The organism is Ruminococcus sp. RTP21204st1_B2_RTP21204_210225 (genome assembly GCF_040914135.1).
Taxonomy (GTDB): domain Bacteria; phylum Bacillota; class Clostridia; order Oscillospirales; family Ruminococcaceae; genus Hominimerdicola; species Hominimerdicola aceti.
Window position 1 is genome coordinate 1 of record NZ_JBCPGA010000017.1, and the last position, 15,754, is coordinate 15,754.

General features: G+C 34.1%; 18 protein-coding genes. All 18 read left to right on the forward strand.

What is annotated here, in order from left to right:
* A partial coding sequence (locus AB5123_RS07765; RefSeq protein WP_368364668.1) for a zinc ribbon domain-containing protein occupies positions 1 to 641 on the forward strand: 641 nt, incomplete at its 5' end.
* 59 nt (positions 642 to 700) lie between these two features.
* Positions 701 to 1,792 (forward strand): amidoligase family protein, encoded by a 1,092-nt coding sequence (locus AB5123_RS07770; protein WP_368364669.1) that lies wholly within the window; start codon positions 701 to 703, stop codon positions 1,790 to 1,792.
* An 18-nt stretch (positions 1,793 to 1,810) separates the two neighbouring features.
* Positions 1,811 to 2,299, forward strand: coding sequence for a gamma-glutamylcyclotransferase family protein (locus AB5123_RS07775; RefSeq protein ID WP_038670423.1), 489 nt, complete (start codon positions 1,811 to 1,813; stop codon positions 2,297 to 2,299).
* A 13-nt stretch (positions 2,300 to 2,312) separates the two neighbouring features.
* On the forward strand, positions 2,313 to 2,564 hold the full coding sequence (locus AB5123_RS07780) for a hypothetical protein (RefSeq protein ID WP_038670421.1): 252 nt from the start codon (positions 2,313 to 2,315) through the stop codon (positions 2,562 to 2,564).
* A 266-nt stretch (positions 2,565 to 2,830) separates the two neighbouring features.
* The gene (locus AB5123_RS07785; RefSeq protein WP_117957539.1) at positions 2,831 to 3,862 is read left to right on the forward strand and encodes an HD domain-containing protein; all 1,032 of its coding nucleotides are present in this window, start codon (positions 2,831 to 2,833) and stop codon (positions 3,860 to 3,862) included.
* A gap of 185 nt (positions 3,863 to 4,047) precedes the next feature.
* Complete coding sequence (locus AB5123_RS07790) at positions 4,048 to 4,323, forward strand: hypothetical protein (RefSeq protein WP_038670419.1); 276 nt, start codon at positions 4,048 to 4,050, stop codon at positions 4,321 to 4,323.
* 198 nt (positions 4,324 to 4,521) lie between these two features.
* Positions 4,522 to 4,878 carry a hypothetical protein gene (locus tag AB5123_RS07795; RefSeq protein ID WP_038670417.1) on the forward strand — a complete coding sequence of 119 codons (357 nt, stop codon included), beginning with the start codon at positions 4,522 to 4,524 and terminating at the stop codon, positions 4,876 to 4,878.
* The gene (locus tag AB5123_RS07800) at positions 4,875 to 5,495 is read left to right on the forward strand and encodes an HD domain-containing protein (RefSeq protein WP_368364670.1); all 621 of its coding nucleotides are present in this window, start codon (positions 4,875 to 4,877) and stop codon (positions 5,493 to 5,495) included. Before AB5123_RS07795 ends, AB5123_RS07800 begins: the two co-directional genes overlap by 4 nt.
* 109 nt (positions 5,496 to 5,604) lie before the next feature.
* Positions 5,605 to 6,525, forward strand: a complete 921-nt coding sequence (locus tag AB5123_RS07805; protein ID WP_368364671.1) for a hypothetical protein — start codon at positions 5,605 to 5,607, stop codon at positions 6,523 to 6,525.
* Positions 6,526 to 7,182: 657 nt separating this feature from the next.
* Positions 7,183 to 7,338, forward strand: coding sequence for a sigma factor-like helix-turn-helix DNA-binding protein (locus tag AB5123_RS07810; protein WP_197695733.1), 156 nt, complete (start codon positions 7,183 to 7,185; stop codon positions 7,336 to 7,338).
* 1,370 nt (positions 7,339 to 8,708) lie between these two features.
* Positions 8,709 to 9,605, forward strand: coding sequence for an HD domain-containing protein (locus tag AB5123_RS07815; RefSeq protein ID WP_287239223.1), 897 nt, complete (start codon positions 8,709 to 8,711; stop codon positions 9,603 to 9,605).
* Between the two features lie 379 nt (positions 9,606 to 9,984).
* Positions 9,985 to 10,137: a hypothetical protein gene (locus AB5123_RS07820; RefSeq protein WP_368364673.1), complete on the forward strand. Its 153-nt coding sequence runs from the start codon at positions 9,985 to 9,987 to the stop codon at positions 10,135 to 10,137.
* A gap of 112 nt (positions 10,138 to 10,249) precedes the next feature.
* Complete coding sequence (locus AB5123_RS07825) at positions 10,250 to 11,059, forward strand: cellulose binding domain-containing protein (RefSeq protein WP_302832730.1); 810 nt, start codon at positions 10,250 to 10,252, stop codon at positions 11,057 to 11,059.
* An 83-nt stretch (positions 11,060 to 11,142) separates the two neighbouring features.
* The gene (locus AB5123_RS07830; RefSeq protein ID WP_302832731.1) at positions 11,143 to 11,565 is read left to right on the forward strand and encodes a hypothetical protein; all 423 of its coding nucleotides are present in this window, start codon (positions 11,143 to 11,145) and stop codon (positions 11,563 to 11,565) included.
* A 39-nt stretch (positions 11,566 to 11,604) separates the two neighbouring features.
* The gene (locus tag AB5123_RS07835) at positions 11,605 to 12,726 is read left to right on the forward strand and encodes a hypothetical protein (protein ID WP_117905717.1); all 1,122 of its coding nucleotides are present in this window, start codon (positions 11,605 to 11,607) and stop codon (positions 12,724 to 12,726) included.
* Between the two features lie 151 nt (positions 12,727 to 12,877).
* Positions 12,878 to 13,480 carry a hypothetical protein gene (locus tag AB5123_RS07840; protein ID WP_302839631.1) on the forward strand — a complete coding sequence of 201 codons (603 nt, stop codon included), beginning with the start codon at positions 12,878 to 12,880 and terminating at the stop codon, positions 13,478 to 13,480.
* Entirely contained in the window at positions 13,473 to 14,213 is a 741-nt protein-coding gene (locus tag AB5123_RS07845) for a hypothetical protein (protein WP_302839630.1), read from the forward strand. Before AB5123_RS07840 ends, AB5123_RS07845 begins: the two co-directional genes overlap by 8 nt.
* Positions 14,214 to 14,431: 218 nt before the next feature.
* Positions 14,432 to 15,427: a hypothetical protein gene (locus tag AB5123_RS07850; RefSeq protein ID WP_278643592.1), complete on the forward strand. Its 996-nt coding sequence runs from the start codon at positions 14,432 to 14,434 to the stop codon at positions 15,425 to 15,427.
* Positions 15,428 to 15,754: the final 327 nt, after the last annotated feature.

Sequence of the window (15,754 nt, forward strand, 5' to 3'; positions counted from 1 at the left end):
GTAAATATGCTCTTACCGAACTGCTTATCTGCGGAAAATGCGGCACGCCTTACCGCCGTACAACGTGGACTTCAAGAGGGAAAAAGTTAATAGTCTGGCGGTGTATAAGTCGGCTGGAACACGGCAAAAGATATTGCCCCGATTCGCCCACGATAAAGGAAGAACAGCTCCACAAAGCTATAATACGAGCGATAAATAACTACTACTCTTGTGGTAACGACGTTGAAAAGATCTTAAAAGCTAATATCGGCAATGTGCTTGAATGTCAGGGGCAGGAAGAAATTATTGCAGCTGAAAACAGACTTAAAGAGATCGACCAAGCAAGAAATGATCTGATAAGCCTCATAGCAACAGGCGGCTGTGATGAGGACAAGCTGGACAGCGAGTTTGAAAAGCTGTATAAGGAAGAGCAAAGCCTGAGTGAAAGACTTGCAATGCTGAAATCAAAAAATCAAACTTCCGCCGAAACTCAAGCCAAGCTTGATAAGATAATAGATATGATAGAGCATGAGAAATTCGAGCTGGAAACGTTCGATAATGTGCTTATCAGAAAGCTGATAGAATGTGTGAAGGTTCTGAGCAAGACGGAGATACTGTTGATCTTTAAAGGTGGGTATGAGGTCAGAACGGAGATTGAATAACGATTAAAATTTACAGCTTGCGATATATTCGCAGGCTGTTTTTGTTGGGAGGTGTAACATTGTCATCAAACTTTGACGGCATAAAAACGAGAAAATACGGCATTGAGATCGAAATGACTGGACTTACACGAAGTCAGGCGGCAAAGGCTATGGCAAATGTCTTTGACGGGCGTGTTGAACACGAGGGCGGAAGCTATGACAAATACGTTGTAACTGATTCAAAGAACAGAAAGTGGGCGATAGTTTATGACGGTAGTATCAACTGCTATAATGCAAACGGAGACAGAGCGTCTAAGTCTTACAGCGTGGAAATGAACTCTCCTGTGCTGGAATATGGAGACATACCGCTTTTGCAGGAAGTTGTCAGAGCGTTACGCCGTGCAGGCGGAGTAACAGGTCCTCGGTACTGTGCAGGGACGCATATCCATATTTCAGCGGACGATTATACACCCCAACAGATACGAAATCTAGTGAACATATTTGCAAGCAAAGAAGATTTTCTGTGGGACGCTTTGCAGGTTTCGACCGCTCGTGAAAGTTACTGTCGCAAAATGGACAAGGAATTTATCAAAGAGATAAACCAAAAGAAACCTACCGATATGGAAACGATAAAGCGGCTTTGGTATCACGGCAGAATGAGCGAGCAGTTTCAGCATTATTCAAACAGCCGATATGTGATCTGCAATCTGCACAGCTTTTTTCAGCACGGACATTATGAGATAAGAGCGTACAACGGTTCTCTTCACGCAGGAGAGGTAAGAAGTCAGATAGTGCTTGCATTAGCCATAAGCAATGCGGCAATGACAAAGAAATACTGTTCTCCTCACGTTTCTCAAAGTGATAATATGCGGTATAGCTTTCGGGTATGGCTATTGAATCTGGGGCTGATAGGTGAAGAATTCAAGAATTGCAGATCTCACTTGCTGAAACATCTGGAAGGCGATATTGCATGGAGGCACCCGGAGGACGGCATTGCTGCAAGGGCAAGGCTAAAAAAAAAACGAGAGCTTGAAAAACAAGCGGCTCGTGAGCGGCGTGCCGAGCCTGTAAGCGGCAACAGCACACAAGCCGAAAATGTACCCGAAGAAAACAACGAGCCCACAGAGAGCCAATGTGAGGGCGTTGAAGAGGAACTTGAAATGAGTATGTAAAATTGCAAAGGAGTTTTTATGGAATACAGAAGATTATATATCGCCTATGGAAGTAACATCAATCTTGAACAAATGGCATACCGCTGTCCAAATTCAAAGATCGTAAGCAAGGAGATGCTGAAAGGATACGAGCTTGAATTCAGAGGTGTTGCGACGATCGTGCCGAATGATAAATCGGAAGTTCCCGTACTCATATGGGAGATAGACGGACGAGATGAGTACAGTCTTGACAAATATGAGGGCTTTCCGAATCTTTACCGCAAGGAGCTGTTTGAGATAGAGGTAGACGGAGAAAAGAAAGAGTGCATGGCGTACTTGATGAACAAAGGACAGATATCGCCGCCGACCAGTTATTATTACAACGTCATAAATCAGGGATATGAGGCGAACGATATGGATACTAGCTATCTGAGGGCGGCACTTGAAAGGTCGGGTTGCGAACAGTATTTTGATGAAGATATGGACGAGGAATTTGACGAAGATGATGATTTTCAGATGAAACTTTAAGGAGCGTGGTCAAATGAGATACAAGGATTTTTATGTGAGAATTACGCCAGACAAATATATCCCCAGAGTTGACAAGAAAGGCAGAGATATTCTCTGTGAGGGATTTTTGATACAGGTTTTCGCTGACGAGACCGAACGTATTGAGATCGACAACTTTTCTGCGGCTGTGGGTTTTGAGATACTGGAGAACAGTTTGGCTGAGGCGAAGCAGTTGGCGAAAGATTATATTGACTGTGAGGGGAAGTTTATTGACTTAAAGTCATAATTTTGACATTATGAGCACTTATTTTTACTATTTATATTTTAAGTTGTCATATTATGATAAAATTAAGCTAAGATGAATATGCGATATATTGCTCTATTTATAGTTTCAAAACACCTCTATCTTTGGTTTAAAGGTGAAAATTAGAGCATATTTCTAAAGGACATTCACAAATTTTGTAAATCATCTTTGTGTGGAAAGTTTATACATTGCAGCACGCTCGTTTATATTTTTGAAATGGGAAATATAGTGAAGAATAGGTGGATTTTATGGGCAATAAAATTATTTATATAAAACTAAAAGAAGGTTGCAAACCTATTGAATATTTTAGAAACTCTTTTGATGAGAGAAAGAATTATTATTATAATTTGAGTTCTTATGCTGAAGATGAGCTAGAAATCAGTAAAGCTTCTATTGGTAGCAGTTATTTTTTAATTGCCCTAATACACGACAATGATAAAATTATTTATTCATATCTTGGCACGGGAACAATATCTCATAATGATAAGGGATTTAGTATAAAATTTAACATTAAATCAAAACGCAATTATGGAACAGCAATCAAGAATATTTGCAAATTGTCTGAATTAAGCCTTTCTGATGACTTTAGAAAAGATGAATATGTGCTAAAAGAAGAATCGGAGTTAATTGCCAAACAAATAGATTTTATAATTAATAGACCATTTGAAGAAAAAACAAAAGAACAGCGTTATGAAAAAATAAACTCAGAGAATGGCCTTGCTGACTTGGCCCAAAGAAATGAGTACTGTGAAAGGGCATATAATCTTCGTGCACCAATGCAGCATAGGGGGCAGCGTGACTATGAACGCATAGTTCATTCAAAGGCTTTTAGGCGAATGGTAGATAAAGCGCAGGTCTTTAGTGCTTCGAAAGGAGATTATTATAGAACGAGAATGACTCATACTCAAGCTGTTTCACAAATCGCTCGTGGAATAGCAGAGGGGTTAGGACTAAATATGTATCTAACTGAGGCTATTGCATTGGGTCACGATATAGGTCATACGCCTTTCGGACATCAGGGCGAAAGGATCCTCGATAGCATTCTGCAGGGAAAGTTTAACATAATTAAAAATGTTGAATCGTTTAGTGGAGATTTGTCATTTGGAGGTTTTAAACACAATTATCAATCAATAAGGGTTGCTACTTTGCTTGAAGAAGAATATACAGAAATATGTGGTATGGACTTAAGTTACCAGACATTGGAGGGTATGCTAAAACATACGAAACTTAAACGAGATAATTACTCACTTGATCAATTTATTTCAATAGATTTAAGTTAATAATTGACGTTATATCTATACTAAAAAAGTTAGATTGTTATTTGTAACTTTTTCTTGCTGTCTTACCAAAAGTTAGGAAATATATTCCTCGTGAAGATGGTTAGAATGCAGAAAAGTGCGGATAAAAAGTATTGTAGTATATTAATTGCATAGTTACTATTTGTAATAGAAAGGCAGATGTTATTATGAGTATTTTTGATTTTAAAGAATCTGCGTCATATAAAATTAATGAACATTTATATAATGTGCAAAAGGAATTTATAGTTCTAGGCCTTTGTGGTAAGGTGGGATCAGGTGTATCTGAAGTTGCGGAGATTCTAGAACTTCCCTTTGAAGAGTTTCATCTTCCACAGCCTGGATTTCAAGGCGATGATTCATATGATGCTCATGAATATCGTATTCTCTATACAGTAAAAACGACAGCTTTCGACAATAGGTTGTCGTTTTTTATTTGCAATTGATTTGAGAATTGTGCTCTGGCAGAATTGAATGTGAAATGACAAACAATGGAATTTGTGCGTATTGTTCATACTTTTTATCAAAATTAGTACGGATTAATTCATGGGAATTGTAAAATTTACATAAAAATATGTTGACATTATTATGGAAAAGTGTTATGATATATATATCGATATTTTAAGAATGGAGCTTATAGAACTATGTGTAAAATGATTAGTAGCGAATCAATAATCGGGAACTTTCTCCTTGCGGCTTTGGAAAAGGGAGATGATCGAATTAATGTTGATAAGTTATTTATGTTTGAATCTCTTTTAGGTTCAAATTTGAATCATCTTAATTATTTTACCTGTTTAAACTATATGAATATATTGGATTTCGCAGAGGACTATCCTTTTTTTGTAAAGTCTGTGAACGAAATCAATGTATGTATGACTGATTCCTATGACCAATATGTATTATCAAACAAACTCAGCAGATATTTTAAAATGGGATTACCAAAGGTCGTAATAAATGAGATGCAAACTGTTTCACAAAAAGTGTTGGAGGATAGAATTTGAAGGTAAAAAGTATAAAAGATGCTATACATGGTTACATACGTTTGGAAGAACCGTTTTGGAAAATAATTGATACGGCAGAATTTCAAAGGTTAAAATGGATAGAACAGACCAGCTATCGAGTTTTATATCCATCTGCAAGACATGATAGATTTATTCATTCTATTGGCGTTTATCATCTAGGTCAAAAAGCGATTCAAGGATTTTTGAATAACTGTGATGATAAAGATGCAGAAATAGTAAAAAAATATAAATATTCATTCCTTTTGGCCTGCCTGCTGCATGATATAGGTCATGCACCGTTTTCTCACACGTGTGAAAATCTTTTTAGTTATAAGGAAAAGATTAACAATAAAAATTCAAAGATTAATAAGGAACTTCTTGCAGAAATTAAATCTCATCTTGATGATCCGGCTTATCATGTTTTTGAGAAGGATTACTTCAGTCTTATAATGAAGAATCCGCCTGCACCTCATGAAATTATGAGTTCCATTATCACTTGCAGGAAATTTGGTGATTATAATAAATTCTTTGAAAGCGAAAATATAAATTCTTTAAACTTGGATCTTATAGTTCGTTCGTTCTATAATAGGTTGTTGTTATTCCTACAAACGAACTGATGACGAAGATAAACGGCTTGAACTAGGGATAAAAAACTGTTTGATAAGGTTGCTTAATTCATCGACTGTTGATGTTGACAAATTGGATTACATAGCAAGAGATACGCAGATGTCAGGTTATGATAGTATTGTGCTAGATAACAAGCGACTTTTGGATAATGTTTGTATAGTTGACAATGATGGAATATATTATCCGGCTTTTGGAAAAGGAGCTCTGAGCGTATTAAACAATGTTGTCATTGCGAAGAACTCTCAAGCAAAATGGATTATAAATCACCCCGTTGTAATATATGAAGCATATTTGCTATGCAAAGCGATTGGAATATCCTTAGCGAATTCAGGCCTACGGAATACAGATAACGTTGTGCTTTCTTCCGATGAAATAATAAACTTTATTTTTTCTTCGGCTTCATTATCAAAGGAAGGGCACCAATATTTCGGTGGAAAATTTAGGCTATTATCTGATGTTGAAATATTGAATTTGATGAAATCTCACATGGAGTATTCTGTTGTATCAGAATATTTTTCTAGAGATGAAAGAAAAAGTCCCGTGTGGAAATCAAGCGAAGAATTTTTATATTGTTTAGATTCTAATGAGGATAAGGCGGCAGAGGTAGCTGAATATATGGCACCGCTGATAAATTTTTTCAATAATGTTGATGATATTACAGATTTGCGTCAGATTGATAGTAAAATCCTTCTGGATGATTCGTTAAATGAAAGGCAGGATAAAGAGACTGTTCAAAATCTTATTAATGTTTTGTTGGAGTATCACCCGGATACGTCGTATGTAATATTACCCGCTAAAAATACATTTTATGCTCGTATAGATGCGGATAAGTTATATATACGATTTGGAAATGTTTCTCAAAATTATACTACCTATAAAAAACTAGAGGGAGAGGACAAAGGAGCTTTAGACAAGCGTTATAGTTTTTTCTATCTTTACTCAAGCAAGAAAATTGATCCAAAGAAGTTTTTAGAATATCTTTATGATAAAGCACATTCTAATATAATCTACGTACCTTAAATCTACTCATTTGTTGAAATTCGAGCCATTATAGTTCAGGCGAATTTATTGTAGGGTTGACTTTTTTGAGAATGTCACATTAGATATTTGATGGCTTTAAGTTTTTATCTTGCGTATAAATAATTTTTTTGATAACGATATTACATGAAAGGCTCGATTTTATCGGGCTCTTTTCTTTTACTATAATAAATTTGGTAGCAATATCTGATGAGTAAAATAGATTTTATTCTAAGGTTCATTGTAATATGTAGTTAGTCTGTCGTTTAATATGATTATATAAGAATAAAGAATCTGCATTTTTTTTGTTAATCCTCACGCAACGCACTTTCTAATTGATAAATACACTGACGGTATCGTTTAACTTTTGTTTGTCTCAAATCTTATGTCGAGTTTCTTATCTTCTTTCTGATGAATAAGAATTAGTTTGACAAGCATTCTCAAATTAACATCAGATATTGAGCATTCAACAGAATCGCACCAATAATCTAAGTTGCATTTTTAAGGTGTTCGTTTCTCTAATTACGGACTTTGTTATACTCCTTTGAATAGTTTACCTTTGTTCCAGTCTTTTAATTTCATCATTGCGTTATATTGTTGGAACCCTCTGCGTGCTTCTATCGTCCATTTGCTGTGAATCTTTGTCAGCAATTTGACAACGTGATTGATAATGAAAATGATAATGCTATATTAAGGCTGGCTATAAAAAAGCTGCCACAAGACTATATGGATGTCATTCATTTATACTACACAAAAGATTTATCTGCTAAAGAGATTTCGGATTTGCTTGATATATCAAATACAAATGTCTATTAAAGAATTTCCAGAGTCAGAATGTTAAAAAATATATATTTTGAGGAATGCGAGATTATTGAATAATAAATTCTCGACGCTATTGCTGATACATTAGACGAAGAATGTGCTGAAACGATTTCAAAACACGGGTGTGACAATATTTCTTCTGATGAATTTAATAAAAAATATGGATAAATTGATAAAAAGGCAAAGACAACCTTATCACAAATTTATCAGCACTACCTCAAGACGAATGGCGTCCATAATCGATGTGGTACTGATTGTTTCATTTTCGATTGTGGTGAGTGTGGATGCATAGAAACGTGCATTCAAGAAAGTTTTTAATGAATATATTCTCAGATCATTCTGACGTAACGGCAGATATATCTGACAATTCATATTCCAATACGATCAATGAGTTTTATGAAATATATTATAATCTTAGTGACTACAGTATAATTTTCAATGACAGATCCGATCTTTAAAGGCATATTATATACTTGGAATTTCTCAATAATGAACAAAAGATATGTTTAATATAAGATTAAAAACGGAAAGTGCTGAGATAACGTTCAAAGATATTACAGAAAAAGAAAGCATATCGTTCACAGATAATCGTAGATTTAATTATTACATATGGAATAATAGTGAGTATATTATTATGATAAACTCAAATGTTAGTAAAAATAGACTAAGAATTACAATTGAATTTGTGCAAAAGGTAGAATGATAAGTAGTAATCTAAAAAAATGTCAGAAATACGCCTCCAGTGTTGTTATGTATTATTGAAACGGGTAATACAGAGTTTAATAGTAGATTTTCAAAAGGAGTTTTTTCAAAAAGTGTGTTTGCCGCTGATATTTCTACATATGACAAATACACAAGCAATGTCAGCACAGCTTTGGCAGTTTAGGTTACAATGCTAAAATGCAGAAGTGTTGTTACAGGATAGTTAGGTATTACGAACAAAATAACTATAACACAGGAATTTCAAAAGAAAAGCGGTTTTACCTGGAGTTCAATAAACGGCAGAGGCACTACAAAGTTTACTTTTACGCAGTTTTTGAACAATCTTATTCCAATATAAGCCGTGGTAGAAACAAAGCAAAGACCATTGCTAAGGTCTATAGTGGAACAGACTATAAAACGTATTCCACTTATTATTGATACGATGAATGTAGGTTCCGGAGATGGTAGAAATCGCTCTTAGAAATTACAACATTAGTAAAATGGTACGACGACAGTGTAAAAACTATAAGGTGATACTGCACAACACCGTCAGACTTTATTTGTGTGGCGTTGCATTATGTTATAATCAGACAATATTAAACTTTTTATCTTGTTACGCTGTGCAATTTGGTATAAACTTAATAATCTAAGGGAGGTAAAATATGTCGTTAAAATATCATCAGCTTGATAGTTCTGTTGAGAAACAGATAAAGGAAAATATATCAAAGGGAATATTGAGTTCATACAGATTTATGGACGAAAATGCTGTGCGAAGAAATATGGAAAAGGACAAAAATAGCGTACTTCGTCCGTCTTTTGGACGTGATATAGAGAAAATTCTTCATTTGCCTTTGTACAACAGATATAATGATAAAACGCAGGTATTTTCATTCTACAACAATGATGATATCACTAGACGAGGCCTGCACGTTCAGCTTGTGTCACGGATAAGCAGAAATATTGGAAGAATGCTTGGCCTTAATCTTGATCTGATAGAATCTATCGCACTTGGACACGATGTTGGACACACACCTTTTGGCCACGCAGGAGAACGTTATCTCAGCGAGCTTTTGCAGAAAGAAACCGGACGGCATTTTAATCATAATGTTCACAGTATACGTGTTCTTGATATTTTGTACAGGCGAAATATAAGTTTACAGACACTAGACGGGATACTGTGCCACAATGGTGAATTTGAGCTTAATGAATATCGCCCCCAAAAGGGTCTGACATTTGAGCAATATGACAATAATGTTGAGCTTTGTTATACTGAGGGCGGAGAGGCAATAAAAAAACTTGTTCCGTCAACTTTGGAGGGCTGTGTAGTAAGGATTTGCGATATTTTAGCCTATATCGGTAAAGATAGGCAAGATGCGATAACGGCAAAAATATTGTCGGACGATTCAATATTTTCATCTGAATTTATTGGCAGCAAAAATGCTGAGATGATAAATAATCTTACTGTTATTTTGAAAAGAGGAATGATGTTTGAAACAAAAATTCTAAAAAACAGCATCATCTATTTCATAGTCGCAACACATACTTGTGCAATAAAATAGATGCACACCTCGAAAAGCTCGTATTTACGAGCTTTTTTTGCGTTTTGAGGGTAAAAATTTCAGGTGTAAAACCGTAGATGCTTTTTCGTAAAAAAGGATCTGAACCCTCAACAATTAAACATCGTCAAACAAAACGGCAGACTTTGAGTATATTTTGCTCTAAGCCTGCCGTTTTGTATATAAAAGAACTTTCACAAAGTTTTCAATACAAATTTATTGGATCTGCCGATTTTGTTGGTATCTCTTAAAATAGAGAAACCAATAGGATCGGCTTTTTTTTGTTTTTTAGAGCGGATACTCAGAATTCCTTAATGTAAACGACATGACGGTTGTTTATCCTAATGGAATAATTGATATTATTCCGTGGGAAAACGGAAATGTGGACAAGAAAAATATTCAAAGATTCTTAACGGCTCTTTTAAAAGACGGCGAGTCTGAAACAATCAGTCTGAAACCCGGAGAAAGTATTGTCGGACATTATTCAGCAAGAAAAAAACACTTTCTTCTAATTTTGATGACTAAAAAAATATAAGAAAGCATTACCATAGGAGCGGCAATCGGATTTCTGATCATAATTTTTCAGCATGGAAAACTGTGCGTCGGATTCCTATGAAAACAAGATTTCACATATCAGGAAGAAAAAATTGAAAAGAAGAATCATTTCAATTTTCATGTCTGTTATTGTCCCCATCAACATAATTGTTCCGGTCTACGCTTCGGCAGCAGATGTCGCTGATAACAATTCATCTGTCTATATAGGCAATGGTTATGTTGTTTATTATGATATTAAAAGCTCATGGGGCAATAATCAGAATATTGAAATAAAAATCAAAAATATAGGTTCAGAAACTATATCAAACTGGGCTTTGAAATACGACGCTCATGGAGAGATAAGCGGACTTTGGAACGGCATTGCTTACAGCAGCGAAACTCAGTATATTATAAAAAACGCAGGATATAATTATGAAATTCAGCCCGATCAGGAAGTGAATTTCGGTTACTGTGTGACAGGAGAAGGTCTTGAAATTCCAAAAGCTTTTGAAATCTGTTTACAAAGAACCGATAAAGCAGAAAATGAATATATTGTTTCGCTGAATGTTACCAACGATTGGGGTAACGGTTTTACCGGTGAAATAAAAATACAAAATCTCTCAGCCGAACCAATAGAAGCTTGGCGACTCAATTTTGATACTAATTTTACAATTGAGGATATATGGAATGCGAGACTGGTATCTGCAGATGCAAATTCATATTCTATTGCAAACGACATTACAACAACCCCGATAGCAGCTAATGAAACTAAAACATTTGGATTCAAAGCTTTAAAGGAAAGAGGTGTAACAGCGGAAATATTCAACTGTATAGTTAATAGAGTGACTATTAACGAAAACTTTAAATCGCTTGAATTTCTTGAAACTGGTCTTGTGTTGACTTCTTTTGCACAATACAATTAAAATACGATACAGATGACGACGGTATAAACGACGGCGATGAAATAGCTCTAGGACTTGATCCATTAAATCCCCAGACTTTTGGCGTGCCTGATTCTGAGTATATATTTGAAGTTGACGTTCCGTCAGTTGTCGAAAATTTTTCAAATATTAATACCGATACAAATCCTTTCGATGTATCGGTTAAAATAAAAGCTGCAGGGAATATTCTGTCAAATCTTGATGCAAGAGAAAGCCTTTGCTCAAAAGCAATGACAAATGATGCAACTTTAGGAATTTTTTCGGAATTTATTTACGATGAGGGTTGCAAAATTGAAGAAGCTGTGATACAATTTAAAATAGATGACGAGTATGCAGTCGAAGCAGATACTAAAAAGGCTGAAGATTCTGAATTCTATACACTGTTTCCATTGCTTATTTCAGTATTAGAATTAGGTAATCAAGGCATATCTACTGCTTTTTCATGTATATCGGACCTTTTCAGTAACACGGTCAAAACTTGTAATTAATGAAATAAGAAGATTATTGATCTTAGAGGAGGATTTTTTTTGATAGATGGCAATAATGAGTTAGAAAATCATATTTACTATGTTTGCTTAATAAATGTTATTTTATTTCTGATTGGCGTATTTGCGGCTTATGGTGTTTATTATGAATATTTGTATGAAGGGATATTCACTAACGGTATATCTGATTTCAAAAGATTGATAATATTTAATTTTATATGCTATCTTTTGGTTGTGTATAATGCCGCAGTCATTATAATGGCTATGGGTGAGGGCCTTTTGCTAAGTGCAAGATATAGGAAATTTAATAAGTCAAAAAAATTAGGCTTGAAAATTATTACATCAGCCGTAATAAACCATGATAAAGATTTTTTGTTAAAAAATCGGATACGGATATTAGTTTTTATTTGTTTGCTTATAGGAGTAGGTGCAGGTATAAATAAAATATTTGAGATCAGCAATATGACAGTATTTGAACAGTTGTCTCTGATATCCGAAATAAATGACGATATAGAATATGATGATCCGATAAGTATTGAAACCGACAGCATTGAGTTATACGATAATCGAAATATTTGGGTAGAAAACAGTGATGGTGTTAATGTTAAACGATCACTAAAATCAAGTCAGGTCGAAACGATCAAGGGCGACAACGGATTTCAAAAAGAAATTCCAGTTGAACGGCATTTTCGAATCTCATATTATAAAAGATCAGGTTATGTAAAAGAAGTTCTGGATATAACGGATACCTCCGATTACAATTTGTCACTTAGTTCTCCATCATATTCATATTTTATAAAACAAAATATTGAAATAAGATTAAGCGTCAATGAAAACAATACAATACTTGTAGAGCGTTCTGGTATTGCAGTGTATGATGATTTAGATCCGAACAGCGTAGAATTAGCTGAGATGGAAAAGAAAATATATTGGTACATTACCTGTGACGGCGAGTTTTATAAGCGCAGTTTAGCTATTCGGTCAAACTGGACAAATATTCTAACTTTTGCTCCTGCCGGAGATTACGCTGTCACTCTTGTTTTGGATAATGACGAAGAAATCGAAGATCAAGCCCCTATCAGCAATACCATTTTATATTCTAAGAGGAGTAAGAATAGTAATTCTGAAGAGTATGAGAGTGTACCACTGGAAAAAGAAGATTGATTATTTTAGGGGGAAAAACAATGCCTCAATTCATAAAATCATTCCTATGGCGGTTCATATTAGACATTATCTTATTGGGGACATTTGTTAGGTTTTGTCAAAATATCATTTTGACAATTACGTCAAGATTCATATCTGAGGTGACATAATTATGGCCAACAAGGCATTATTTTGGTATAACTACAAAAGATTTGTTGACGAAGGCACCATTAAGCCGCTGCCTCCAAAGACATTTGCATTGTCAGGATTAATAACTGCTTGTGGTCTTGTGCTTAGTCTAACAATTTATTGTTTGGTATTTCCTAACAGCTTTGTTGGAGAGAATACACCTATTAAACTGTTTTTCTGTACATTGTTTTATATGCTTGGTACGCTTGCCATGATCGGCGGAGTGTACTTTGGTATATCGCTTGTTGTTACAAGGTTTATACCTGATAAATTATGTAATATATCCGGTCAATGTAAAAGTGCAGTAATGGCATATGGCGCATCGAGTATAGCCTACAGTGTAAATAAAGAATTTGAAGAAGAAATAAATAAAATACCAATTGTCAATCAGTACTACAATATTCGACTAGTGGATGTTCAAAATTATTATTATAGGTTAGCTTATGCAAGATTATTATCTGAAAAGAAATATGTCGATTTTAAAGAGAGTGCTCCAGAACTATTTTCAGCACTGCGTGATAATTCTGACATAACTTCTGCGAAAATAATGATAGCAAAGCTTGAGAAGGTGTTGACAGATGCGTAAATATCCCAGAAATGTAGAAGAGAAAGATAATTACCTTTCTCTTTTGATATTTCCGAATTTGATGCTATACATAATTGCATTTGCAGGATTTGATTATTTTTATAATAATGTATTTTGTGAATTTAAGGCAGAACTTCATTTAACAAAGATATTATACTTTTTAATGATTGTGATATGTTCTTATAATGCTTCTAAACTCATTTTGACGCTGGTTGAGTTTCCGTACAGAACCTATAAGGGTGAGCATTATACATACAGGAATAAATTTAATTTTTTCAAGGCAATTTATAAAAAACAATTTTTTCGCATTTTTATAATGTTTTTGCTCTTTTTTCTCTGTATGCTCATTCATATGAATTTAAAAGCATTTGATTATGAAATTACGCCTGAACATCAAACAAATATTAAAGAAAATCAGAGCGTTGTATCCTCTTCTGATTTAAAAGATGATGATTCAATTCTATTAGCGGAAATTACGATTGAAGAAAATAAAAATATTATTCTTATAAACAGACCCGAAATACCGCAGAAAGAAACTGATAAAAACTTATTTTGGTATGTAACCCAAAATGGCAAATTATGCAAATGTTTTCAGGCATACAGTAAAACTTGGACTAATTTTTTGACTTTTGCTGATAAAGGCGATTACACAGTTACTTTAGTGATTGATTATGATGATGCTACAGGAGAATATACTCCCATTAGTAACACGATTGAATACACGGTTGAATAATAAGTAGGAAAAACAATGACCCAATTCACAAAATCATTTCTATGGAGATTTATACTAGATATAATTCTACTTGGAATTTTCGTAAGACTTTTGCAGAACATTATCTTGGCGATTCTGTCAAGAAGTATGGAAACTTATGATGATGTTGATTATGTATATGATAAATACGCATATAACAATATCAAACATATTAATGAGGAGATTTTGTAGGGAAAAATATGAAAGCTATTAAAACAATTTATAATAATTGCAGTTGGTTTTTGTTAGTGCTGATATTCGGAAATATATTATTGAATTTTTTTGCTCCAAACTCATTGATTGGTCAAGAAAATATAAATTTAGTTTGTTTATTTTTGAAAATTAAAGCAATCTCAGCAATTGTACTAGCCTTTTTTATGATCATGTTTATGATAAAATCGGCTGTAACATTCGTTAATGAAAAAGGTTACGGTTTAGGTCATAAAATTGTTGGAGTCGTATTTTCGTGTTTTGTTTCAATATTGTGGATGAATTTTATATCTGTTCAGTCTCAGTATAGTACATACGGCATAAAAAATCTAATTGAAGAAATTTCTGTTGCGCAAAAAATAAGCAACGGAAGTGCTTTTAAGAAAACTATTAATTTAACCAAGCAAGATGATAATATTTCGGTTTATACAAAAAAATCGAAAAAGTCTTCTTATCCATCACGATTTCAAGGTGTTCAGGCTACTCAATTGTATAATTTTTATGGAGTTTATGCGGATTCAGACAAATTAAAAGTATATAATGAAAGCATAAATACTCAACTAAGATTAAGTCTTAGTAAATCAGAGTTTGACTATTATAATGACTTGATAAAATCAGCTAATAACAATGATGAGTTTCAAATTGAGTTTTATACTGATAAAGATGGAAAGAATTTGGGATACATAGAATCAATTCAGTTGGTTGAGAAAAAAAATTCGCCGTCATATTCAGAAAATATATCTGTGAAAGAAAATTCTGATTTATATACTGTTACAAAGAGCGATAATTCAGAATTAGAAAATATATGTTGGCTTATAGTCAAGGACGGTGAAATTCAAAAAATTGTCGATGCAAGTGAAATAAACGAATTCAAATTGCGAAAGGATGTGCCGGAAGGAGTATATACAGTATTATTGTGTACTGATTATGATTCTACCACACATTCATATACACAAGTAAGCAACGCTATTGAAATTATAATTTGATAACATGAGAAAGACATGACCAAATTCACAAAATCATTCCTATGGCGGTTCATATTAGACATTATCTTATCGGGGACATTTGTTAGGTTTTGTCAAAATATCATTTTGACAATTACGTCAAGATTCATATCAACCTATTCGACACCGTTTCTTATTATTGAAGCAGTTGTCGTATCGGCAATCAGTATGTTGTTTATCTGCTTTATCACATACTGGAATATCAGCGTTATTTCAAACAAATGGAGAGCTATGAAGCTTTGAGGGGTTTATAAGCTTCATTGATAAGTGGATAGAGAAAATGACCAGATTGGTGATTGCGTGAAAAAT